At 72.0% G+C, this 22,705-nt stretch carries 18 protein-coding genes; 10 read left to right on the top strand and 8 right to left on the bottom strand.

Translation table 11 applies throughout. The features are described from left to right. The first annotated feature begins 6 nt into the window (after window positions 1-6). Both ACZ6JT_RS04850 and ACZ6JT_RS04845 read left to right on the top strand, forming a co-directional pair. Window positions 7-957: a serine/threonine dehydratase gene (locus tag ACZ6JT_RS04850; RefSeq protein ID WP_469207210.1), complete on the top strand. Its 951-nt coding sequence runs from the start codon at window positions 7-9 to the stop codon at window positions 955-957. A 230-nt stretch (window positions 958-1,187) separates the two neighbouring features. Beyond that, window positions 1,188-1,553 (top strand): hypothetical protein, encoded by a 366-nt coding sequence (locus ACZ6JT_RS04845; RefSeq protein ID WP_469207208.1) that lies wholly within the window; start codon window positions 1,188-1,190, stop codon window positions 1,551-1,553. Window positions 1,554-1,631: 78 nt separating this feature from the next. On the opposite strand, the gene ACZ6JT_RS04840 is transcribed toward ACZ6JT_RS04845, so the two are convergent. Next, the gene (locus ACZ6JT_RS04840; protein WP_469208196.1) at window positions 1,632-3,041 is read right to left on the bottom strand and encodes an eCIS core domain-containing protein; all 1,410 of its coding nucleotides are present in this window, start codon (window positions 3,039-3,041) and stop codon (window positions 1,632-1,634) included. Between the two features lie 585 nt (window positions 3,042-3,626). Here ACZ6JT_RS04840 and ACZ6JT_RS04835 point away from each other — a divergent pair. The 4 genes from ACZ6JT_RS04835 to ACZ6JT_RS04820 are packed head-to-tail and all read left to right on the top strand — an operon-like array spanning window position 3,627 to window position 9,811. Beyond that, window positions 3,627-4,961, top strand: coding sequence for an ABC transporter substrate-binding protein (locus ACZ6JT_RS04835; protein ID WP_469207206.1), 1,335 nt, complete (start codon window positions 3,627-3,629; stop codon window positions 4,959-4,961). A gap of 56 nt (window positions 4,962-5,017) precedes the next feature. After that, window positions 5,018-5,893 (top strand): carbohydrate ABC transporter permease, encoded by an 876-nt coding sequence (locus tag ACZ6JT_RS04830; RefSeq protein WP_469208194.1) that lies wholly within the window; start codon window positions 5,018-5,020, stop codon window positions 5,891-5,893. Next, window positions 5,890-6,735 (top strand): carbohydrate ABC transporter permease, encoded by an 846-nt coding sequence (locus tag ACZ6JT_RS04825; RefSeq protein WP_469207204.1) that lies wholly within the window; start codon window positions 5,890-5,892, stop codon window positions 6,733-6,735. Before ACZ6JT_RS04830 ends, ACZ6JT_RS04825 begins: the two co-directional genes overlap by 4 nt. 52 nt (window positions 6,736-6,787) lie before the next feature. Further along, window positions 6,788-9,811: an alpha-mannosidase gene (locus ACZ6JT_RS04820; RefSeq protein ID WP_469207202.1), complete on the top strand. Its 3,024-nt coding sequence runs from the start codon at window positions 6,788-6,790 to the stop codon at window positions 9,809-9,811. Between the two features lie 61 nt (window positions 9,812-9,872). On the opposite strand, the gene ACZ6JT_RS04815 is transcribed toward ACZ6JT_RS04820, so the two are convergent. Beyond that, window positions 9,873-11,102 carry a chymotrypsin family serine protease gene (locus tag ACZ6JT_RS04815; RefSeq protein WP_469207200.1) on the bottom strand — a complete coding sequence of 410 codons (1,230 nt, stop codon included), beginning with the start codon at window positions 11,100-11,102 and terminating at the stop codon, window positions 9,873-9,875. 290 nt (window positions 11,103-11,392) lie between these two features. On the opposite strand from ACZ6JT_RS04815, the gene ACZ6JT_RS04810 reads away from it, so the two are divergent. Both ACZ6JT_RS04810 and ACZ6JT_RS04805 read left to right on the top strand, forming a co-directional pair. Then, window positions 11,393-13,426 (top strand): NADPH-dependent 2,4-dienoyl-CoA reductase, encoded by a 2,034-nt coding sequence (locus ACZ6JT_RS04810; protein WP_469207197.1) that lies wholly within the window; start codon window positions 11,393-11,395, stop codon window positions 13,424-13,426. A gap of 56 nt (window positions 13,427-13,482) precedes the next feature. Next, on the top strand, window positions 13,483-13,896 hold the full coding sequence (locus ACZ6JT_RS04805; RefSeq protein WP_365468750.1) for a PaaI family thioesterase: 414 nt from the start codon (window positions 13,483-13,485) through the stop codon (window positions 13,894-13,896). 17 nt (window positions 13,897-13,913) lie between these two features. On the opposite strand, the gene ACZ6JT_RS04800 is transcribed toward ACZ6JT_RS04805, so the two are convergent. After that, on the bottom strand, window positions 13,914-15,023 hold the full coding sequence (locus ACZ6JT_RS04800) for an FAD-dependent monooxygenase (protein WP_469207195.1): 1,110 nt from the start codon (window positions 15,021-15,023) through the stop codon (window positions 13,914-13,916). Between the two features lie 165 nt (window positions 15,024-15,188). Here ACZ6JT_RS04800 and ACZ6JT_RS04795 point away from each other — a divergent pair, with 165 nt between their 5' ends. Both ACZ6JT_RS04795 and ACZ6JT_RS04790 read left to right on the top strand, forming a co-directional pair. Then, on the top strand, window positions 15,189-16,160 hold the full coding sequence (locus ACZ6JT_RS04795) for a GntR family transcriptional regulator (protein ID WP_469207192.1): 972 nt from the start codon (window positions 15,189-15,191) through the stop codon (window positions 16,158-16,160). A gap of 127 nt (window positions 16,161-16,287) precedes the next feature. Next, window positions 16,288-16,743: an SRPBCC family protein gene (locus ACZ6JT_RS04790; protein WP_469207190.1), complete on the top strand. Its 456-nt coding sequence runs from the start codon at window positions 16,288-16,290 to the stop codon at window positions 16,741-16,743. Between the two features lie 39 nt (window positions 16,744-16,782). On the opposite strand, the gene ACZ6JT_RS04785 is transcribed toward ACZ6JT_RS04790, so the two are convergent. The 5 genes from ACZ6JT_RS04785 to ACZ6JT_RS04765 form a co-directional block, all read right to left on the bottom strand. Then, window positions 16,783-18,357, bottom strand: coding sequence for an alpha/beta hydrolase (locus tag ACZ6JT_RS04785; RefSeq protein WP_469207188.1), 1,575 nt, complete (start codon window positions 18,355-18,357; stop codon window positions 16,783-16,785). 140 nt (window positions 18,358-18,497) lie between these two features. Further along, complete coding sequence (locus ACZ6JT_RS04780) at window positions 18,498-19,076, bottom strand: hypothetical protein (RefSeq protein WP_469207186.1); 579 nt, start codon at window positions 19,074-19,076, stop codon at window positions 18,498-18,500. 140 nt (window positions 19,077-19,216) lie between these two features. Further along, a complete protein-coding gene (locus ACZ6JT_RS04775) occupies window positions 19,217-20,185 on the bottom strand; it encodes an SCO0930 family lipoprotein (RefSeq protein WP_469207184.1) in 969 nt (322 codons plus the stop codon). A 136-nt stretch (window positions 20,186-20,321) separates the two neighbouring features. Then, entirely contained in the window at window positions 20,322-21,737 is a 1,416-nt protein-coding gene (locus ACZ6JT_RS04770) for an NADH-ubiquinone oxidoreductase-F iron-sulfur binding region domain-containing protein (RefSeq protein WP_469207182.1), read from the bottom strand. Window positions 21,738-21,766: 29 nt separating this feature from the next. Then, window positions 21,767-22,582, bottom strand: a complete 816-nt coding sequence (locus ACZ6JT_RS04765; RefSeq protein WP_469207180.1) for a hypothetical protein — start codon at window positions 22,580-22,582, stop codon at window positions 21,767-21,769. Between the last annotated feature and the right edge of the window lie 123 nt (window positions 22,583-22,705).

Here is a 22,705-nt window from a genome sequence, read left to right as displayed (position 1 = left end):
CAGACCGTGCAGGCAGCACCCGTCCAGCAGCTCGACCACGCCGCCGTCCTCGCCGCCGCCGACCGGATCGCCGGCGCGGTACGGCCCGTCGCGGTGGCCCCGGCCGCCGACGAGGGGGTCTGGTACGCGCTGGAGTACCTCCAGCACACCGGCAGCTTCAAGGCGCGCGGCGCCCGCAACTTCCTCGCCGCGCACCACGAGGCCGGCGCCCTCCCGGCCGCAGGAGTCACCATCGCCTCCGGCGGCAACGCCGGTCTCGCCTGCGCCTGGGCGGCCCGCGCGCTGTCCGTGCCCGCGACCGTGTTCCTGCCCGCCAACGCCCCGCGCGTGAAAGTGGACCGGCTGCGCGGATACGGGGCCGAGGTCCGGCTCGTCGGCGACCGCTACGCCGAAGCGCTCGCCGCCTGCGAGGAGTTCGCCGCCACGAGCGGGGCGCTGAGCAGCCACGCCTACGACCACCCGCTCATCGCCGCGGGCGCCGGGACGCTGCTCGACGAGATCCGGAGCGCCCTGCCCGGGCTGGACGCCGTGGTCGTCGCGGTCGGCGGCGGCGGACTGTTCGCCGGCGTCGCCACCGCCGCGCGCCGGCACGGCGTACGGGTGGTCGCGGCCGAGCCGGAGAACTGCCGGGCCCTGAACGCGGCCCTGGCGGCGGGCCGGGTCGTGGACGTGGCCGTGGACTCGGTCGCCGCCGACTCCCTGGGGGCCACCCGGGTCTCGGCGGACGCGCTCGCCGCCGCGCAGCAGGAGCACGTGACCTCGGTGCTCGTGCCCGACGCGGCGATCACCGCGGCCCGGCGCGCCCTCTGGGAGGAGCACCGGATCGTGGTGGAGGCGGGCGCGGCCACCGCACTGGCGGCGCTGCGCGGCGCGCCGGAGCCGCTCGGGGAGCGGGTCGCCGTCATCCTGTGCGGGGCCAACACGGACCCCGGGGACCTGGTGACCGCCACGGCCTGACCCGCGGGCATCCGGCGGCGCCTTGGATCTCCTCGTCCGCGCCCTCGCGGACGACCACGACGGTTCCGGCGGAGGACCGCACGGCCTGCCCGGAAGGGCGGCCCGACCTCGGACGACGATCGTAGTGACGGCCGACGACTTTCGAGGACAGCCCCGAGCCACCGTCCCTTGCGAGGGTGTCAGTGTCCAGGCGACCGCCGCCGGACACGGAGCGACATGGAGGAACGGGCGTGGCTCAGCGCAAGGGTTGTCTGATCGGGTGCGGCGTGGCGCTGGTGCTGGGTGTGGGCCTCCTCGTGGCCGTGGTCTTCGGCATGGGGAAGGTCCTCGACATGGCCGACAAGACCCTGGTCGACCCGTCGGTCTACGCGTCCGTGACGACCGGCGACGCGGAGAGCGACGTCCGCGGCCGGCTCCCGTCGGGCGAAAGCTTCGTCAAGAGCGCCCTCAAGGAGGGCGGACCGGCCGAGCCCGAGGGCAGCACCTGCTCCTGGTACCTCTCCAGCGGCGCCCCCGAGAACGGCAAGGAGACCGTGCTCCGCTTCTGCTTCAAGGACGGCAGGCTCGCGGAGAAGGCGCAGTACCCGATGCGGTAGGCGCTGCCCGGCCCCCCCTGCGCGGACGCCCCGGACCGAAGCGGTTCGGGGCAGCCGCGGCAATCCGTCCTGACTCGGCTAGGGCAGGTCCTGTCCCGACCTGTTCTTCACGAGTTCGACGTTTTCGACGAACAGCTGGAAGAGCAGCTGGCTCGCACCGAGCTCCCTGCCGTTCTTGCCGTTCGCCCCCTGCGCGATGCCCAGGCTGTAGGGCTCCTTGTCCTCGGCCTTCACGCCGATGTACCCGCCCAGGGTGCCCTCGTTCGCGTTCGCGTTCTTGTAGGCCCCGCCGTCTTCGTTCGCCTTGCGGATCAGGTCGTTCTTGTAGCCCGGCCCGAGAGCCATGTGGTCCTGGTTGAAGAGGAGTTCGTGCGCCCCCGGCTTCAGGGTGAACTTCAGCTGGACCGCGTACGGAGCACCCAGGGTGTCGTAGTAGGCGTCGGCCTGGCCCTGGTCGCCGAGGTGGGCGCCTATCGTCAGGCCCCCGAACCCCTGCTCCCTGAAGCCCTTGGCCGAGCCCTCGCCGGACGCCACGTACTCCAGCAGCGCGTCGCGGGAGGCCGTGTCGCCCCAGTACGTCAGGGCGCTGTGGGCCTCCTCGAAACTCATGGACCGGTAGAGCTCCATCCTCCCGGAGTCCGCCCCCATCGCCGCCAGATCGGTCAGGAGCTTGGGGCCGACGGTCTTGACGATCTCGTCGATCGTCCGCGGAGGCCTGTGGGCCTTGAACTTCTTCGCGGCCGCCTTGGACGCGGTCATCTGCTTGGTGCGGTCCTTCGCGGCGCTGCTGCTGGACGCGCCCAGTCCCGCCTTGTCCTCCCAGTACGCGACCGTCATCCGGTCCTGGGGGGTCGCGACGCGCTGCACGGAGGGGTGAGAGCCGGGGGCGGGTGAAGCCGCCGCGCGGCGCTGCACGTCCGGGGCGGCCGCCGAGCCGCCCGCCATGGCCCGCTTGGCGTTCGCCTCCGCTTCGCGCTCGAACCGGTCCGACGGGTCGGATACCTTCAGACCCGTCCCGTTGTCGGTGCCTGCGACGGGGCCCTGGCGCTGCTGGATGACGTGGGTGAGCTCATGGGCGAGGGTGTGCTTGTCGTGGCCACCGTCACCGATGACGACGTGGCTGCCGGACGTGTAGGCCCGGGCGCCGACTTCGGCGGCGGAGGCCTTGGCGGCGCTGTCGTTGTGTATCCGGACGTCGGAGAAGTCCGCGCCGAGCCGGGCTTCCATATCGGTACGGGTGGCGTTGTCCATGGGGCGCCCGGGGGTGCGCAGGACGTCGTGGACGGCGGACCGCTGCACCGCGGGCTGCTCGGTCTGCGGGTGTCCGCATCCGTCGGTGTGCCGGTGCTGCTCCGGAGTCGGCGAGTGAGCGGTCCGACGGAGCATCTGCACCACCGCGGCGTTGCCCGCACCGGCCTGGAACGCCATCAGCCCCACCGGCGGCGTCGCCACCCGCTGCTGAGTCGCGGCCGGGCGGGAGGACTGCAGTAATTGGTCGTCGTTCTTCTGCGCCGGGCGGTGGTGCTTGGGGCTCACGCGATCGCCTTCCACTACGTCAGGGCAGCCGCTTCGCGCGGCTGTCGGCCACCCCCCGAAGGGGCGGTCACCAGTCGTGACCAGGGGGTCTGAAGCATTATCAGCCCGCTCGCCGCCGGGAAGCCAACCTCGGGGCGGGCGGCGGAGCCCGGCCGACCCCGCCCCGAACGTGTTCAGTGCGCCCGCCGCACTCCCCAGGAGGGGCGCTGCGATGCCAAAGCGCTTTCGCGGCGTGCGGGTAAAGCGCATTAGTGCACACCCTCTCGAACCGGCCATAACCGCTCGGAAGTCGGCGTCCGGCCGGGCTTCGCCATCGAATCGACAACGCGCTCAACCGGCTGTGCACTAAAGCGCATCAGTCCAGGTCAACCCAGCCGACTTGAGGTTATCCGGCCTTCTCCGCAGGCCGGTTGGGGCATGTGCGGTCCGGGGGTCACCGGCCAATGGTTGCTCCGCCTCATTGACGGGGTCCTGACTTCGGGCGACGGTGGGCACCGCCTCCGGCAAAGAGGCCGGACTTCTGCAAAGGCGGCGACGATGACCCGTTCGTACCCGACCCGTACCGCCGTGGCCATGCTGCTGACCGGCGCCCTCCTCTCGACCGCCGCCTGCGGCCTCGGCGGTGGCGCCGGTGACGCGAAGGAGGTCGAGAGGACGGGCCGGGTGGCCGGCGAGATCACCTTCCGGACCCTCCAGCTGAAGCCCACGTTCACGGCCTACGTCCAGGGGGTCATCGACGCCTTCGAGCGGAAGTACCCCGAGGTCGAGGTCACATGGGAGGACGTCCCCGGCGACGGCTACAACGAGAAGCTCGTCGCGGACGCCCAGGCCGGAGCCCTCCCCGACGTGGTCAACCTCTCCACCGACTCCTTCCAGCTCCTCGCCGACCGCGGCATGCTCGCCGATGTGGCCAAGCTCGACGGGGCGGCGGCCAAGGAGTACGTGCCGGGCGCCTGGGAGCAGTTCAGGCTCCCCGGCAAGGGAGACAGCGTGTACGCGTACCCCTGGTACGTGACGCCCGAGATCCTCACCTACAACAGGGAGCTCTTCGAGAAGGCCGGCCTGGACCCGGCCGCGCCGCCGACCAGCGTGGAGCAGTTCTTCGACTACGCCGAGAAGATCGCCGCCTCGTCCGGGGGCCGGTACTCCGCCTTCATGGCCGATCCCAAGGGCCGGCTGCCCGGCGACTGGCAGAAGATGGGCGTCCCGATCCTCAGCGAGAAGCAGGACCGGTTCACCTTCGACACCGATCAGGCCGTCGCCTGGGTGGAGCGGATGAAGGACCTGTACGCCAAGGGCGCCATGCCCAGGGAGTCCCTCCTCAAGTCCGACGACATCAACCAGCTCTACGGCGGCGGAAAGATCGTGTTCGGCCCGGGCTCCCCGGGCTTCGTCAAGGACATCAAGCAGAACGCCCCGCAGGTCTACGCGAAGACCCGGGTCGCGGGAGCCGTCACGGGCAGGCTCGGCCACATCGGCATCTACGCCCAGTCCCTCGGCATCAGGAAGGACACCAGGCACCCCGACGCGGCGGCCGAGTTCGCGAAGTGGGTGACCAACGGCCCCAACCAGGTGGAGTTCTCCAGGAAGGCCACGATCTACCCGTCCCACGCGCAGGGCCTCGCCGACCCGTTCTTCTCGGACAAGGGAGACGGCGAAGACGCGGAGACCCTGGCCCGGGCGGTGGGCGCCGAGCAGCTGAAGACCGCCGCGCTCGACGCCAACACCCCCGTCCAGTGGACCAACCAGGTGGGCGACGCCGTCGTACGCGAGGTACAGAAGGCCATCACGGGCGGGCAGGACCCGAGGACGGCGGTGAAGAAGGCCGAGGAAGCGGCGAACAAGCTCCTCACCGCCGCGGCCGACAAGTGACGGCCGCGGGCGGGCGGCGCCGCGCCGCGCAGCGTGCCTCGGAGGCCGATACGGGCCTGGTCCACCGCAGGTGGTGGACCCCCTACCTGTTCCTCGCCCCCGGTCTGACGATGGTGGCGCTGTTCAGCCTCTGGCCGTTCGTCAACACCGTCGTCCTCTCCTTCACCGACGCCCGGATCCTGCGCGGCGGCACCTTCGTCGGCCTCGACAACTACCGGCGCGCCTTCGCCGATCCCGACTTCTGGGTCGCCACCGGCAACAGCGTGCTGTACCTGGCGGTCGTCGTCCCCTGTCTGGTCCTCCTCCCGCTGGCCCTCGCCGTGCTCGTCCAGGCCCAGATCCCCGGCATCGGGTTCTTCCGGTCCGCCTTCTACACCCCGGTGATCGCCTCGGCCGTGGTCGTCGGGCTGATCTGGCAGTGGGTGCTGCGCAGCGACGGTCTCGTCAACACCGTCTTCGAGCGGCTGAACCTGATCTCCGAGCCGATCCCGTTCCTGACGGACAGCACGATGCTGCTGGTCTCGGCGATGCTCGTGACCGTGTGGAAGGGCCTCGGCTACTACATGGTCTTCTACCTGGCGGCCCTCGGGAACGTCCCCGCCTCCCTCCTCGAGGCGGCCGCCATCGACGGCGCCGGCCCCGTCCGCCGCTTCTTCAGCATCACCGTCCCCCAGGTGAAGCCGATGATGCTGCTCGTCGGCACCCTCTCCGCCATCTCCGCGCTGCGCGTCTTCACCGAGATCTACATCCTCGGCGGCGAGAGCGGCGGCCCCGGCGGCGGCGCCCGCACGCTGCCCTTCCTCATCCGGCAGGTCGGCCTCGGCTTCTCCGGCGAGACCGGCTACGCGTGCGCCCTCTCCATCCTGCTGTTCCTCCTGACCCTGGTCTTCAGCCTGCTGGGCCGCCGCCTGTCGAAGGGAGACGAGAGTTGAGCCCCCGAACCTCCCCGGGGAGCAGGCGCCGGTGGGTCGGCCCGGCCGCCCGCTACGCCACACTCGTCCTGATGCTCGTCATCATGCTGGGCCCGATCGTCTGGCAGTTCCTCACCTCGATCCGCGGCCGTACCGAGAACGTGTACGACGGCGTGCTGCCCGCGCAGCCCACCCTCGACCACTACGTCCGGGTCGCCGAGTCCTTCCCGCTGCTCCAGTACGTCGGCAACACGCTCACCGTCGCGGTCCTCGCGGTCACCTCGAACCTGCTCTTCGCGGCCATGGGCGGCTACGCCCTCTCGCGGGCCGCCTGGAAGGGCCGCCGGGCCGTCTTCACCGTGCTCGTGGCGACCCTGATGTTCCCCTTCGAGTCCGTGATGATCTCGATGTTCCTCACGGTCCGCGAGATGGGGCTGGTCGACACCCTCGTCGGGGTCTGGCTCCCCGGCGCGGTCTCCGTGCTCAACATCATGATCATGCGGGCGGCGTTCCTCGCCGTGCCCAAGGAGGTCGAGGAGGCCGCGGTCCTGGACGGGGCCGGCGAGTGGACCCGCTTCACCCGCATCTTCCTCCCCGCCGCCAAGGGCGCCCTGGCCGTCGTCTGCATCACCAGCTTCATGGGGGCCTGGGACGACTTCCTCTGGCCCCTGCTGGTCCTCACGAACAGCGACCACTACACCCTCCAGCTCGGCCTGAAGACCCTGGCCGGCGCCACCACCGTCAACGACCAGCGGCTCATCGCGGCCGGTGCGATGGCCGCGCTCCTGCCGATGATGCTCCTCTTCTTCGTCCTCCAGCGTTTCTTCTTCAAGGGCGTGGGCGAGGGAGCGGTCAAGGCCTGAGCCCGCCCGCAGCACTGTCCGTACCGACCACCCAGTCCCTGGAGCAGCCGTCATGCACGACGACCGCAGCATCACCGAGCACCGTCTCCGCCGGGTCCTGAAGGAGCGGATCAAGCCCGCCGTCCACTCCCGCTCCGTCCCGCTGACCGTCGGACGCTGGGAGGCGCCGGGCGAGCCCGTCCCCGTCGCCGAGGGCCTGGCGGCGCCGTACGGGCCCTGCACGATCGGCGATCCGTGGGGCCCGGCCTGGGGCACCACCTGGTTCAAGGTCACCGGGACCGTCCCGGCCGACTGGGCCGGCCGCACCGTCGAGGCCGTCCTCGACCTCGGCTTCGACCGGATGATGCCCGGCTTCCAGTGCGAGGGCCTGGTCCACCGGGCCGACGGCGGTGAGATCAAGGCGCTCAACCCCTACAACGACTGGGTCCGGGTGGCCGACCGCGCCGAGGGCGGCGAGCGCGTCGAGTGGTACGTCGAGGCCGCCTCCAACCCGGTCCTGGTCGACCACGCGGCCACGTACGAGGGCGACCGGCTGACCAGCGGCGACCAGCCGCTCTACCGGCTCGCCCGGATGGACCTCACCGTCTTCGAGACCGAGGTGTGGGAGCTGGTCCAGGACCTGGAGGTGCTCTACGACCTGATGGTCCAGCTCGACACCCGCGAGGCCCGGCGCCACGAGATCCTGCGGGCCATCGGCTCCGCCCTGGACGCGGTGGACCTGACGGACGTCCCCGGTACGGCGGCCGCGGCCCGCGCCGAGCTCGCCGGGGTGCTGGCCGCCCCCGCCGGCGCCTCCGCGCACCGGATCAGCGCCGTCGGCCACGCCCACATCGACTCCGCCTGGCTGTGGCCGCTGCGCGAGACGGTCCGCAAGGTCTCGCGCACCGCGTCCAACATGGTCAACCTGATGGACGAGTACCCCGAGTTCGTGTTCGCGATGTCCCAGGCCCAGCAGCTGGACTGGATCAAGACCCACCGGCCCGAGCTCTTCGAGCGGATCAAGAAGAAGATCGCGGACGGGCAGTTCGTGCCGGTCGGCGGCATGTGGGTCGAGTCCGACACCAACATGGTCGGCGGCGAGGCCATGGCCCGGCAATTCCTCTACGGCAAGAAGTTCTTCCTCGACGAGTTCGGCATCGAGACGAACAACGTCTGGCTCCCCGACTCCTTCGGCTACACCGCCGCGATGCCGCAGATCGTCAAGCTCTCCGGTTCCCGCTGGTTCCTCACCCAGAAGATCTCCTGGTCCCAGGTCAACCCCTTCCCCCACCACACCTTCTGGTGGGAGGGCATCGACGGCACCCGCGTCTTCACGCACTTCCCTCCCGTCGACACCTACAACTGCGACCTCGGCGGCGCCCAGCTGGCGCACGCCGCCCGCAACTACCGGGAGAAGGGACGCGGTTCGCGGTCGCTGGTCCCCTTCGGCTGGGGCGACGGCGGTGGCGGCCCCACCCGCGAACACCTCGCCCGCGCCAGGCGCCAGCGGGACCTCGAAGGCTCCCCGAAGGTCCGCATCGAGCGCCCGGACTCCTTCTTCGAGAAGGCCCGCGCCGAGTACGAGGACGCGCCCGTGTGGGCGGGCGAGCTCTACCTGGAGCTGCACCGCGGCACCTACACCTCCCAGGCCAAGACCAAGCAGGGCAACCGGCGCAGCGAGTCGCTGCTGCGCGAGGCCGAGCTGTGGGCCGCCACCGCCTCCGTGAAGGTGCCGGGGTACGGGTACCCGTACGAGGACCTGGAGCGGATCTGGAAGACCGTGCTGCTGCACCAGTTCCACGACATCCTGCCGGGTTCCTCCATCGCCTGGGTGCACCGCGAGGCGCGCGCCACGTACGCGCGGCTGCGCGAGGAACTGCGGGGGATCACCCTCGCCGCGCAGCGGGCGCTCGCCGGGGAGGGCGCCGAGGAGCTGGTCTTCAACTGTGCCCCGCACGCCCGGCGCGGTGTCCCGGCCGGCGGGGCGGGGCGCCCCGCCGAGCCCGGGGAGCCGGTCACGGTGGAGGAGCGGCACGGCGGCGGGCACGTGATGGCCAACGGCCGGCTGCTGGTGGAGATCGACGGCCGCGGGCTGATCGTGTCCGTCTACGACCTGGCGGCGCGCCGCGAGACCCTCGCTCCGGGCTCCGCGGCGAACCTGCTGCAGATCCACCCCGACTTCCCGAACATGTGGGACGCCTGGGACGTCGACGCGTTCTACCGCAACCGGGTCACGGACCTGGTGGAGTGGGACGCCATGGAGGTCGCCGAGAGCGGGCCGGCGGCCGCCACCGTCCGGGTCACCCGCTCCTTCGGCTCCTCCACCGCCGTCCAGGCGGTCACGCTGCGGGCCGGGTCCGGGACGGTGGACATCGTCACGGACGTGGACTGGCACGAGACGGAGAAGTTCCTCAAGGCGGCCTTCCCGCTGGACGTGAAGGCCGAACGGACCGCCTCCGAGACGCAGTTCGGGCACGTCTACCGGGCCACGCACACCAACACCTCGTGGGAGGCGGCCAAGTTCGAGATCTGCGCACACCGCTGGATCCACGCGGAGGAGCCCGGCTGGGGGGTCGCGCTGCTCAACGACTCCACGTACGGGCACGACGTCACCCGGGACGTGCGGCCCGACGGCGGCCAGACCACCACCGTCCGGCTCTCCCTGCTGCGCGCCCCGCGCTACCCCGACCCCGAGACCGACCAGGGCGCCCACACCCTGCGGTTCTCGCTCGCGCCCGGCGCGTCCATCGGGGACGCGGTCCGCGGGGGGCACGCGCTGAACCTGCCCGAGCGCACCCTGACCGGGGCGGGCCCGGTCACCCCGCTGATCGCGGTCGACGACGACGCGGTGGTCGTGGAGGCGGTGAAACTGGCCGAGGACCGCAGCGGTGACGTGGTCGTCCGCCTCTACGAGTCCCTCGGGGGGCGCGCGTCGGCGCTCCTGACGGCGGACTTCCCCCTCGCGGCCGCGGTCGAGAGCGACCTGCTGGAGCGCCCGCTGGCCGGCTCGGCGGTGGGCGCCCCCACCCCGGCGGGCGCGGTCCCGCTGACCCTGCGCCCGTTCCAGATCGTCACCGTCCGGCTCCACCGGGTCTGAACGGTCCGGACGTACGGATGACCCCGGCCCGCCGGGCCGGGGTCAGGTCGGGCCCTACCGGTCAGGACGGGTTCAGCTTGATGGCGAAGCCGTTGAAGATGGCCCAGACGTCGACCCAGCCGAGTCCGGTGCTGCACTCCTGCGCGGCGTTGCATCCCCAGCCGTAGCTGACGATGCCGTTGAGCTGCCGTGAGTTCGGGTCGTTGATGAAGATCACCGGGCCGCCGCTGTCGCCGCCGCGGCCGACGATGCCACCGGCGTGGGGCACGCCGTAACTGCCCCAGACGTCGGTTCCGTTGACGTTCCACCTGGCGTTGCCCGCGTACACCGTACGGATGTTGCAGACGACCTTGGAGTTGTACCCGAGCTGGCAGGTGAAGTCCCCGACCGCGACGTTGCGCACCCCGTTGAGGTAGCGGGTGTAGCCGTTCGCGTCCACGCCGTCCCACGTGTAGCGGTGGGTCGGTGCCTCGATGAAGGCGGAGTCGATCTCCGGCTTCTTGAACTTGACCTGGCCGATGTAGTTGCCGCCGGCGGCCCAGACGTTGTCGCCGACGTTGTAGCAGTGGCCCGCGGTGACCAGCCACTGGCGGCCGTCCCACGTGCTGACGGCCGGGATTCCGCTCGTGCAGTACGACCGGCTGCCGGAGGCCGGCCCGAGGGCCGCCCCCGCGTAGAAGGGGGAGGTGTCGTTCCAGCGGTTCAGCGGCCGCGACGGCGGTGCCTGGGTGATGCGGACGGGGGTCGCGCCGGCGGCCTCGCGCTGCCGGGCCACCGCCGGGGAGTCGAAGTAGGCCCGGGCGGCCTCGGGCTTGTCCACGGAGAGGTCGATGGCGGAGCCGTCGACGGAGCTGCCGGCGAGGGAGACCGTGAAGGGGAGGCCGGCGCCGCCGGTCAACCCCGAGATCTCCTTCATGAGTTCCTTGCGGGATTTCTTCGCCCGGACGATGTGGATCAGCTTGGCGTTCACCTCGGGGTCGGCCTCGTGCACCGCGGCCAGGAACTCCCGGCCGCGGCCGGGATCGGTCAGGTACACGCGGACCGAGCGGTAGTCGGACGCCATCTCCACCTGCGTGTAGATGTCCGCCCGTGCCCCCTGGCCCACCCGGGCCGCGGCATCGGCCGCCGCCCGCAGTGGCCCCAGTGCCTCGGCCTGTCGTTCCGGGGCCATCGCGGCGACCGCTTCCGCGGACAGCGGCCCCGGAGGTTCCGCCTGCGCGGAGACGGTCATCAGCGGCAGGACGGCCAGTGCCCCGGCGAGGGCAAGGGAACGCCGCAGCGCATTCTTCATCTGTCCCCACTCTCCGACCCCACCGGTGTGAGGTCTCAGCGGCGGACGCTAGTGAGGGGGGAGGGGGCCGACAAGGAGGGCGGACGGCCCTCCCGGACGCATCGGACGGGCGGCTCGGAGCACGGAGGGATCAACCGGCGCGTGAGGTCCGACACAGGTGGCGCCCGGGAGGTCGTGCGGCGCCCGCATCCGGGGGAGGGGCGCACGCCCGGGGTTATGCACTTAGTTGCAAAACCGGCTTGCCCTCGCTAGAACAGAGTCATCACCCCCGCGCGAGGAGGCACACCCCGATGAATCCGCAGAGTTCCCAGAGCCGGTACCCGCACCTGCTGAGCCCGCTGGACCTCGGCTTCACCACCCTGCCGAACCGCGTGATCATGGGCTCGATGCACACCGGCCTCGAGGAGCACGCGGGCGGCTTCGAACGCCTCGCCGCCTTCTACGCCGAGCGCGCCCGCGGCGGCGCCGGCCTGATCGTCACCGGCGGCATCGCCCCGAACGACGCCGGACGCCCCTTCGAGGGCGGCTCCCGCCTCACCACCGAGGACGAGGCCGCCGAGCACCGGGTGATCACCGAGGCCGTGCACGCCGAGGGCGGGAAGATCGCGATGCAGATCCTCCACTTCGGCCGCTACGCCTACCACAAGGACCTGGTCGCCCCCAGTGCCCTCCAGGCCCCCATCAGCCCCTTCGTGCCGAACGCGCTCAGCGACATCGAGGTGGAGCGGACCGTCGAGGACTTCGTCCGCGCCGCCCGCCTGGCCAAGCTCGCCGGCTACGACGGCGTCGAGATCATGGGCTCCGAGGGCTACCTGATCAACGAGTTCATCGCCGGCGCCACCAACAAGCGCACCGACCGCTGGGGCGGCGCGTACGAGAACCGCGTCCGCTTCCCGCTGGAGATCGTCCGACGCACCCGCGCGGCCGTCGGCGAGGACTTCATCCTCATCTACCGCCTGTCCATGCTGGACCTCATCCCCGGCGGCTCCACCCTCGACGAGGTCGTCCACCTCGCCAAGGAGATCGAGGCGGCCGGCGCCACCATCATCAACACCGGCATCGGCTGGCACGAGGCCCGCATCCCCACCATCGCCACCTCCGTCCCGCGCGGCGCCTACACCTGGGTCACCAAGCGGTTGATGGGCGCGGTGAGCGTCCCGCTCGTCACCAGCAACCGCATCAACACCCCGGAGATCGCCGAGGAACTGCTCGCCGACGGGCGCGCCGACCTGGTGTCGCTGGCCCGCCCCTTCCTGGCCGACGCCGACTTCGTCGCCAAGGCCGCGGCCGGCCGCTCCGAGACCATCAACACCTGCATCGGCTGCAACCAGGCCTGCCTCGACCACACCTTCAGCGGCAAGATCACGACCTGCCTGGTCAACCCGCGCGCCTGCCACGAGACCGAGCTCGTCCTGTCCCCGACGCGCACGAAGAAGAGCGTCGCCGTCGTCGGCGCCGGCCCGGCCGGACTCGCCTGCGCCGTCTCCGCCGCCGGCCGGGGCCACGCCGTCACCCTCTTCGAGGCCTCCGGCCACATCGGCGGCCAGCTCGACGTCGCGCGCCGCATCCCGGGCAAGGAGGAGTTCGAGGAGACCATCCGCTACTTCGCCACCCAGCTCGCGGAGAGCGGTGTGGAGGTCCGCCTGAACACCCGCGCCGACGTGGAGACCCTGCGCGGCTTCGACGAGGTCGTCGTCGCCACCGGCGTCACCCCCCGCACCCCCGACATCGAGGGCGTGGACCACCCCAGCGTCGTCAGCTACCTCGACGTGCTGCGCGACGGCGCCCCCGTCGGCGAGCGCGTCGCCGTCGTCGGAGCCGGCGGCATCGGCTTCGACGTGGCCGAGTTCCTCACCGACAGCGGCGAGGGCGCCTCCCAGGACCCCGAGGTCTACTTCCGCCACTGGGGCGTGGACACCGCGTACACCGGCCCCGGCGGGCTCGCGAAGCCCGAGCGTCCCGCGCCGCCGCGCCGCGTCCACCTGCTCCAGCGCAAGGCCACCAAGGTCGGCGCCGGCCTCGGCACCACCACCGGCTGGATCCACCGCGCCGAGCTCAAGCACCGCGGGGTCGTCTCCGTCGCCGGTGCCGCGTACGACCGGATCGACGACGAGGGCCTGCACATCACCGTCGACGGCGAGCAGCGCCTCGTGCCCGCCGACACCGTGGTCCTGTGCACGGGCCAGGAGCCGCGCCGCGACCTGTACGAGGCGCTGCGCGCGGCCGGCGTCGAGGCGCACCTGATCGGCGGCGCCGACGTGGCCGCCGAGCTCGACGCCAAGCGGGCCATCCGGCAGGGGACGGAACTGGCCGCCTCGCTCTGACCGGAACCGTCCGAAAGGGGATTGTGGCGGTCCGGCCGGGCCGCCACAATGCCCCGGTGACGTTCTCTCCCGCAGACGCAGACAAGATCCTCGCCGACCACTTCGCCCCCTGGGTGCTCGCCCTCGGACTGACCGTCCAGGAGACCGGCGAGCGGCACGCCGTGCTGCGCCTGCCCTGGTCGGGAGAGCTGGCCCGCGACGGCGGCGGGCTCTCGGGCCAGGCGATGATGGCCGCCGCCGACACGGCCACCGTCATCGCGATCTCCGCCGCCCGCGGCGGGTACGGGCCGATGACCACCGTCCAGCAGTCGACGAGCTTCCAGCGGCCGGTGGTGGGCGCCGACCTGCTGATCCACGTACGGGTCACCAAGCTGGGCAAGCGGATGGCCTTCGCGGACATCACCCTCACCCCCGAGGGCTCGGCGGAACCGGCCGCCACGGCCTCGACCGTCTACGCGCTGCTCGGCTGAACCGTCGCCCCGCCGGGTCAACCGTCCAGGGACAGGGCGTTCTTGGCGTGGGCCACGGAGTCCTCGGAGGCGGGTCCGCCGGGGTTCTCGGTGGCCAGGGCCTGGTTGAGGGTGACGAAGGGGCGCATCCGCCGCTCGTAGCGCGCGTACGCCGCGCGGTGGTCGCCCTTGTCCCGGGCCAGGCAGTCGGCCAGCACGTGGGCGCCCACCAAGGCCAGGCTGGTGCCCTGCCCCGAGAGGGGGGAGGGGCAGTAGCCGGCGTCACCGAGCAAGGTCACCCGGCCCCGCGACCACTGGTTCATACGGACCTGGGCCATGGCGTCGCAGTAGAAGTCGGGCGCCGTCCGGGCGGCCTCGGCCAGGCGGGTGCCCTCCCACCGCATCGACGCGAGCCTGTCCACGACGCGCTGCCGCAGGGCGGTGCCCTCGCGCAGTTCGGGGGCCATCGGGCCGGACTCGAAGCCGAAGGCGATCCTGAGCTCCGTGTTGTCGCGCACGGGCATGATGCCGAAGCCCGCGTCCCCGTCCCGCAGCCACACCTGCCACTCGTCCAGGCCGAGGAAGTTCTCCGCGCTGAACACCGAGAGGTAGCTGCCCAGATGGTGCGTGAAGCGCTCCTCCGGGCCGAAGGCCAGGCGACGTACGGCGGAGTGGAGGCCGTCGGCCCCGACCACGAGGTCGAAGGTGCGGGACGGCCCGTGCGCGAAGCCGACGCGCACACCGCTCTCGTCCTCGTCGAGCGCGGTGATGCTGTCGCCGAAGAGGTACTCGACGCCCGAGCGCGTGTGCTCGTGCACCATCCGCACCAGGTCCTCGCGCAGCACCTCGATGTCCTCGCTGTCGAGCCGGCCGCTGCTGAAGGTCGCCTCGGTGGAGCGGTCGACCTCCTGGCCGTCGGGGCCGAGGATCGACATGCCGCGCATCCGGGTCCGTACGAGGCGCGCCTGGTCCAGCAGGCCCATCCGCTCAACGACTTCGAGCGCCACGCCGCGGATGTCCACGGCCTGGCCGCCGGGGCGCGGGCCCGGAGCGCGTTCGACGACGGTGGGCGCGAAGCCGTGGCGGCGCAGCCAGTAGGCGAGGACGGGACCGGCGATTCCGCCACCGGAGACGAGTACGGTCAGCATGAGGGGGTCCTCCGTGTGTGTACGGTGTACGAGCTCTGAACGTACGACGTACGCGCAGACCCTTCAACTGGCCTTGCACGACAGGTGTACTAGGACAGGATCGCCCTCGCGCGACGTTGCCGCTGCTACCCTCTGCACTAGTACAGGCGAGGGAGGCGGCAGGACGTGACGAAGGCCACAGGGGCAGCGGGGGCCCCGCCCTACCTGCGCATCGTCGCCGCGGTCCGGCAGCGCATCGCACAGGGTGAACTCGCCCCCGGGGACCGGGTCCCTTCGACCCGGCAGCTCGCCGCGGAATGGGGCGTCGCGCTCGCCACCGCGACCAAGGCCCTGACCACCCTGCGTCTGGAGGGACTCGTCGAGGCCCGGCCGCGGATCGGCACGGTCGTCGCCGGAGCCGCCCCCGCCCCAGCGGCGCGGGCCGCCCCCGCCGCGCCGGCCCGCAGACGCCCGTCGTCCGCCCCGGACCCCGAGCAGGAGCTGAGCCTGGAGCGGATCGTGCGCGCCGCCATCGAGATCGCCGACGCCGAAGGACTCCCGGCGCTCTCCATGCGCGGCGTCGCGGCCCGGCTCGGCGTCGCGGCGATGTCGACGTACCGGTACGTCCCGAGCAAGGAGGACCTCGTCCTGCACATGGCCGACGCCGCGTTCGGCGAGGAGTCCTACCCCGCGGACGCCCCGGCGGACTGGCGTGCCCGCGTCGAGCTGGGCGGCCGGACCCTGTGGGGCCTCTACCGGAAGCACCCGTGGCTGTCCCAGCTCGGGTCCCTCACGCGCCCGTTGCTCGTACCCAACCTGATGGTGCACGGCGAGTGGATGCTGGGCGCGCTCGACGGCCACGGCCTCGACCCCACCACGCTGTTCGACATCCACGTCCTGCTCTACAGCCACGTCCACGGCCTCGCGGCGCACCTGGAACTGGAAGCGCACGCCGAGGCCGCCACGGGCCAGTCGGAGGAGCAGTGGATGGACAGTCGCGCCCCCGCCCTGGGAGCCCTGGTGGAATCGGGCCGCTTCCCGACCTTCGCCAAGGTGGTCGGATCCTTCGAGGACGGCTACGACCTGCGTCTCGACGCGCTCTTCAGCCTCGGCCTGAAGGCACTCCTCGACGGCCTGACCCCCCTGATCGAAGGCTGACCGCTGCGGGGCCGCAAGAGCGGCCGCGGGTTCGAGGCGCGCGGAGCGGCCCGGTGAGCCGCTCCGCGCGCGCGGGGAAGGGCGCTCTGGGATCGTGGATCACGGGACGTCACAGCGAGGAGCCATCATGTCCGGACAGTTCGAGGCGAGCGTCGAGATCGACAGGCCGATCGAGGAGGTCTTCGCCTACCTCGCCGACGGGCGCAACGACCCGGATTTCAGCCCGCGCGTCCAGGAGATCACCAGGATCCCGGACGGCCCCACGGCCCTCGGCACGGTCTTCCGCAGCACGGTCAAGGACGCCGGGATGAAGACCGCCCGCGAGTTCCGCATCGACGGCTTCGACCCGCCGCGCCTGATCCGCTGGACGGAGCAGAGCAAGAACCTCGTCACCGCGGAGGGCGGCTACGACCTGGAAGCCGTCTCCGGCGGCCGCACCCGGGTCCGGATCTTCAACACCCTGCACGGACACGGCCTCGGCAAGCTGCTCGTCGGCCTCGCGGCGAGCGCCGCACGCAAGGACGCCCCCGACTTCGGCCGCCGTATCAAGGCGGCCGCGGAGGCGTCCCCCACGAACCGGTAGCCGTCCGCGGCCGGCGTTGGGCCGGAGGTCGGGGCGGTGTCAGAACCGCCCGGGTCCGGACGGGATCGGCAGCGGCTTGGACGGGGCGAGGGACCCGCGCCGGCGCGCATCGTTCGGCGGGTTCTGGCAGGTCACGTCCTGGGCGGGCAGCTTGCCCGTGGTCAGGTACGCGTGGACCGGCGCGTTGGCGCAGGAGGCGGGGTCGACGAGGTACACCCCGTGGCCCTCACCGCCGGCCGCCAGCACCATCCGCGATCCCTTGAGGGCGCGGTGCAGGCCCTGCCCGCTGACGAGCGGGGTCTGCGAGTCCCACTCGTTCTGCACGGTCAGCACGTTCGCCCTCTTGTTCATGGGCGTGGCCGCCTCGACCGGCCGGTCCCAGAAGGCACACGGCTTGATGTTGGACGCGAAGTCCCCGTACAGCGGGTACCTGGCCTTGTCCTTCGCCGCGTCCCGCTCGTACTGCTCGGTGTAGCGGGGCCAGCTGCCCGTGTCCCCGCACACCACGGCCCAGAACACGGCGGTGCCGTTGTCCGTGGCGGGCTCGGCCGCCGCGCCGCCGGTCAGCAGCCGCTTCAGCTCCGTCACGGTCATGCCCTCGGGCAGCGGCCTGCCCTCGGCCGCGGCCTTCAGGGCCGCGATCAGGGGAGTGGCCTGCGCCGGGTAGAAGAACACCCCGCGCGCGGCACGGATCATGTCGCCGTCGACCTTCATGCCCTCGAGGTCGATGGGCTCCTTGTCGGCGCGCGCCACCAGCGCCCAGAAGGTGTCGGACACGGCCTTCGGACTGTCGCCGAGCCCGTACTCCGCCGACCGCTGCGCCGCCCACCGCGTCCACCGCGCGTAGGCCGGCTCGGCCTCGGTGGCCCAGACCTGGATCATGCCGCGCCAGATCCGCTGCGGGTCCACGCCGCTGTCGAGCACGAAGCGGTCCGTGCGGTCCGGGAACATCTGCGTGTACACCGCGCCGAGGTAGGTCCCGTACGAGTAGCCCAGGTACGAGAGCTTGCGCTCGCCCAGCACCGCGCGGATCGTGTCCATGTCGCGCGCCGTGTTGCGGGTGGTGATGTACGGGAGCACCGAACCGGCCTTCTCACGGCACTTGTCGGCGACGGTGCGGGCCCACGTCACGTCGGAGCCGAAGGTCTCCGGACGATAGGCGCGGTCGAAGTTCTGTTCCGCCTCGTCCAGCCCGCAGGTGATCGGGTCGCTGGCGCCGACCCCGCGCGGATCGAAGCCGATGAGGTCGTACTGGTCCCGGACCTCCTTGGGCATCGCCTCGTTCATCATCAGCGGCAGGTCGAGCCCGGAACCGCCCGGGCCACCCGGGTTCAGCAGCATGGCGCCGTGTCGCTTGGCCGGGTTCTCGCTCTTGATCCGGGATATCGCGAGGTCGATCGTGCGCCCCTCGGGACGCCGGTAGTCGAGCGGCACCTCGAGCGTGGCGCACTCGTACGAGGCCGGCTGCTCGGGGCTGCAGCGGTGCCAGGCGGGCTTCTGCCGCAGGTGGTCCGCGGCGGGGGCCGCCGATGCCTGGGTCGCCGACAGCAGGGGCACGGTGGAGGCCAGGAGTCCGGCGGCCGCGAGCAGTGGTGCGAAGCGTTTCAGGAGCACGAAGCGTTCCTTTCGGTGAAGTCGCTTACGGCTCCACCTTGTTGCACGCACCGCCCGGCCGAATCATCCCGAAGGGTCGTGCCTTGTGCTCCTCGCGAACGAGCTGAAATCAGGACAACTGGCCGACACGCCACGGGAGTTCAGGGCTGGGTGGAGTGCTCGGCGTGTCCGGAGGGCTCGGCATGCTCGGGCGATCCGGCGTGTTCGGAGGACCCCGCGTGTTCGGGGGATCCCGCGTGTTCGGGGGATCCGGGGTGCTCGGAGGGGCCGGCGTGCGTGTCGCCCTTCTCCAGGGCGCCGCCCAGCCTGCCGCGTGCCCCCGCGAGGGCGTCCTCCGTCCCCGCGGTGACGACCCACCGGTCCCCGACCAGGTACAGGCCGCCGTACGTCTTGGCCTCGGTCAGCCAGGAGCGCAGCCCCTGCTCGGCGGCGAAGGTGACCATGCGGTACGGGCCGCCCTGTTCGGTCTGGCAGCCCCCCTGCCGCAACTCGTCGGCCTCCACGCTCACTTCGGCCGTACAGCCGATGGCCGCGGCGATCTCCTCGATCGAGGTGCCGCTCGGGGAGGTCGAGGTCTGCTGCGCGGAGTTCGAGGTGCGGTGCGCGGCCGTCTGCCCGGCGCCGCAGCCGCCGCACAGGAGGGCCGCCAGGCACAGTGCGGCGAGGGTCACGCGTGGCGAGCCCGTCCGCCGGGTGCGGCGGTCGGTGGACGAGGGCATGGCGACCTCTCTGGCTGGTCGGGACAAGGGTCGTGGTGCCCGGGTGGGGAGGGGTCCCGGGCACCACGCGTCGAGGGGCGGGCAGGGCGGTGGGGTGTGTGCCGGGGGACCGTGCCGGGTGGGGCCGGTCCGCCCCGGTCCTAGCCGGTGACCTTCGCCTTCTTGCCCTTGTCGGTGACGGCGAACCAGAGGCCCTTGTTGTTGTGGCCGCTGATGTCCCCGGGTTCCTTGTCACCGGTGAACGTGTAGACCGGCCAGCAGTCGATCGTCAATTGCTCGGTACCGTCGGGCCGCTTCACCTTGCCCACCAATTCGGCGGCAATTCCGGTCACATTTTCCTTGTCGACGGGCTTTGCGGGCTTCCAGGTGTCCGTGCAGCCGTCCACACAGCCGATTTTCATCGGCCAGGCGCTGTCCTTGTCGAACCGGTAGAGCGTCCGGCCCTCGGCATCCGCGATGATGGGGCCGAGCTGGGCGTTCTGATTGACGCTGAGTTCGGATGTCCCCTCCGCCGCGCCGCCGCCCTTTCCGCCGTCCGCGCCACCGCTCTTGGCCGGAGCCGCCGGCTTTCCGTCCGGCCCCAGCACGTGCCAGGTCCCGCCGACCCCCTCGCCGAGCGAGTCGCCCGCCTTGGTGTCCTTCGCGTAGCGGTACACGGGCCATCCCGCGAGCGTCAGCTGGCGGGTGCCATCGGCCCGGGCGACCGAGCCGAGGAGGCTCTTGTCTATCCCCTCACCTGCCGAGACGTCGTCCGCGGAGACGGCGGGCCAGGCCTTCGCGCAGTCCCCTTCGCAGTTGGACTTGGGGGGCTTGGGCGTGTCCTTGTCGAAGCGGTAGAGGGTGAACCCCTGACTGTCGGCGACGCCCGAACCGACCGTCCCGATCTCCTGCACCTTCAGCTGGCCGGCCGGACCGTTCTTGCCGGCCGCACCCGACGGGTCGGCCCCGGATCCGCTGCCGTAGACGTCGTCGTAGCCATTGCCGACCTGTTTGCTGTCGCCCACCGGCTGAACCGATGTCCCCTTTCCCGAGTAATTGTCCCCGCTACCGCATGCGGCCGTCAGCATCAGTACCGCGATCGCCGACCCGGCGAATATCTCACGACGCATCCTCTTCACGGTCTCTCCTTCAGGTTCGGTTCCGCGTTTTCTTGCCCCCGGTAATTGATACGGGGCGCCGGGCGGTGGAAGCGGAATTCCCTGGGAATTTGTCAGATCGCGCCAAGATTGAACCCGGCGCAATGGTTCAGTCCTGGATGCGCAGGGCAAGGGCCGGGCAGCGCCGCACCGCGCGCAGCGCCTTGGGCCGCAGCCGGCCCGGCACCGGCATGGACGCCTGCGCCGGAAAGCCGTCCGCGTCGAGCCGTACGACGTCGGGCAGGATGTCCACGCACAGCCCGTGGCCCCGGCACAGGGTCCAGTCCACGACCAGCCGCTCCGGACTCTCGTCCTCGGGCAACGGCAGCGCCCCCAGCACCCGCCGGCCGCACCCGCTGCCGAGGGCGTGGTCGCGGAACTCGTCCGGGAACACGCTGAGCGCCGAGGCCACGAAGCGCGAGGTGCCGTCGGGATGGCTGCACGCTCCGCGGCCCAGGACCGCCTTGAGCCGCGTCTCCACCATGTCGAGGGCGGTTCTGCCCCCTCCCCGGATCGCGTCCTCCAGTACGTCGGCCAGTGCGGGCAGCCCCCGTACGCACGGGCCGCACTGCCCGGCCGACTCGTTCGCCATCCAGCGGGTCACCCGCGCCACCTCGCCCACCGGACAGGTGTCCTCGGGCAGCGGCAGCACCGCCCCCGCCCCCAGCCGCGCGCCGAGCGAGTCGAGGGACTGCCGGGACACCTCCGCGGCGCGGGCGGACCCCGGATCGAGCCATTTGCCGTGATAGCCGCCGACCAGTACGCCCTGACCGGGATCGGTGCCGCACAGGTCGAGGATGTACGAGAGCGCGGCCCCGGTCGGCGTCTCGACGACGGTGGTGCCGGCAACGGTCAGCAGGACGGTGCCCGGCTCGTTCGGCAGGCCGGTCGTACGGTAGTCCAGCGCGCCGAGCCGTGCGGCGACGGCGAGTTGGGCGAAGGTCTCGGTGTTGGACAGCAGGGTGGGCATGCCGCCCAGGCCCCGTTCGCTGGTCCGCACCTTCTGTCCGGACGGCAGCGTGTCACCGCCGTTGAGGCCGTTGATGTGGGCGGTTCCCTCTCCGGTGACGAACCGCTCGGGGAGCATCGTCACCCGCACCCGGCGGCCGGCCGGGCCGCGTTCCGCGATGGCGGCCCGGACGGACTGTTCCACGTCCGTCCGGGTGACCCCCACCACGACGTCGTCGGCGGAGATCGCGGCGGCGGCCAGCAGGGCCCCGTCGAGCACCAGATGGGGGGCGTGCAGCAGAAGCGCGGTGTCCTTGAGACAACTCGGTTCGCCTTCACTGCCGTTGACGACTACAGCGGTCTGTCCGTCGCCGCCCCGGGCGGACCGCATGACGGCGCGCAGTTTCCGGGCGAAGGGGAAGCCCGCCCCGCCGCGGCCCCGCAGGTCGATGTTGTCGGAGAGGTCGACCAGTTCGTCCGGCCGGTAGCGCGGCAGCGAGCCGTGCGCGGTCAGATGGGCGACGCGGTCGAGCCTGGGCGCCTGGTCGAGCCCGGCCAGCAGCCTGGGGGCGCCCACGCAGCCCAGGCTGGGGGTCGGAAGGCCGGTCACAGCCACCGGTCCCCGGTGGCGACCTGCTCGCCGTTCCCGCCCAGAGCGCCACCGGCCCGGCTCGGGGCGTACACGGCGGCGCGGGGCGGGTCGTCGGGCCGGGCCGGCGGCGGGGCCGGCCGGTCGATGGCGACCGGAGCCGTACCCCGTCTCGGCCGGGGCACGGCCGCCAGTACGACGGACGGCTGTGGCGCGGTCGGCGGGCCGGCCGGCCGGGGCGGTACGTCGCCCATACGGGACTTGAGGCGGAAGGCGAGCACTCCGGCGACGCCGGCCAGGCACAGCGCGTAGGACGCCGTGACCCAGACGTCGGCGGGCCGGCCCGCCTTCAGGCCGTGCACCAGGGACGCGCCCCACGCGGGATAGGCCCCGAAGTGCAGGGCCCGCCACCACAGGGAGCGGCCCTTGGTGGCGAACGCGCTGCGCACGGCACCGGATATCGCCACGGCGAGGAAGAGGTATCCGGCCAGCGAGCCGAGGCCGATCAGGACCGGCTGGCCGACGTCCGTGAAGGGCACCGCCGCGGAGGCGGCCGTCGTGCGCTGCTCCGCGATCTTGACCCAGATGTGGAGGGCCAGGAAACCCAGCCCCGCCACCGCGAGGCCGCGGTGCACCCCTTGGGCGAGCAGCCGGTGGCCGGACCCCAGCAGGAGCCGGTCGCTGGCCACCAGCCCCCACAGGACGGTGGAGGTGAGCGAGACGAGCGAGAGCACGCCCGCCCCGTAGTCGAGGAAGTCCCACAGCTGGGTCAGTGCGCCCGCGCGGGCGGCCACGACGAGGGAGACGACGGCCGCGCCGGCGGCGCTGATCACACCGGTCGGCAGTCTGCCCGCGGTGGGAAGGAGGGAGGGCCGCCGGACGGCCCTCCGGCCGGCGGTCGGTGCCGTTGCCGCTGCCGCGTGACGGCTTCTGCGGCGGGCTCTGTGTGAGCGGGA

The sequence above is a fragment of the Streptomyces sp. NPDC046308 genome (genome assembly GCF_055588065.1).
This window is presented reverse-complemented; position numbering and strand designations above follow the sequence as displayed.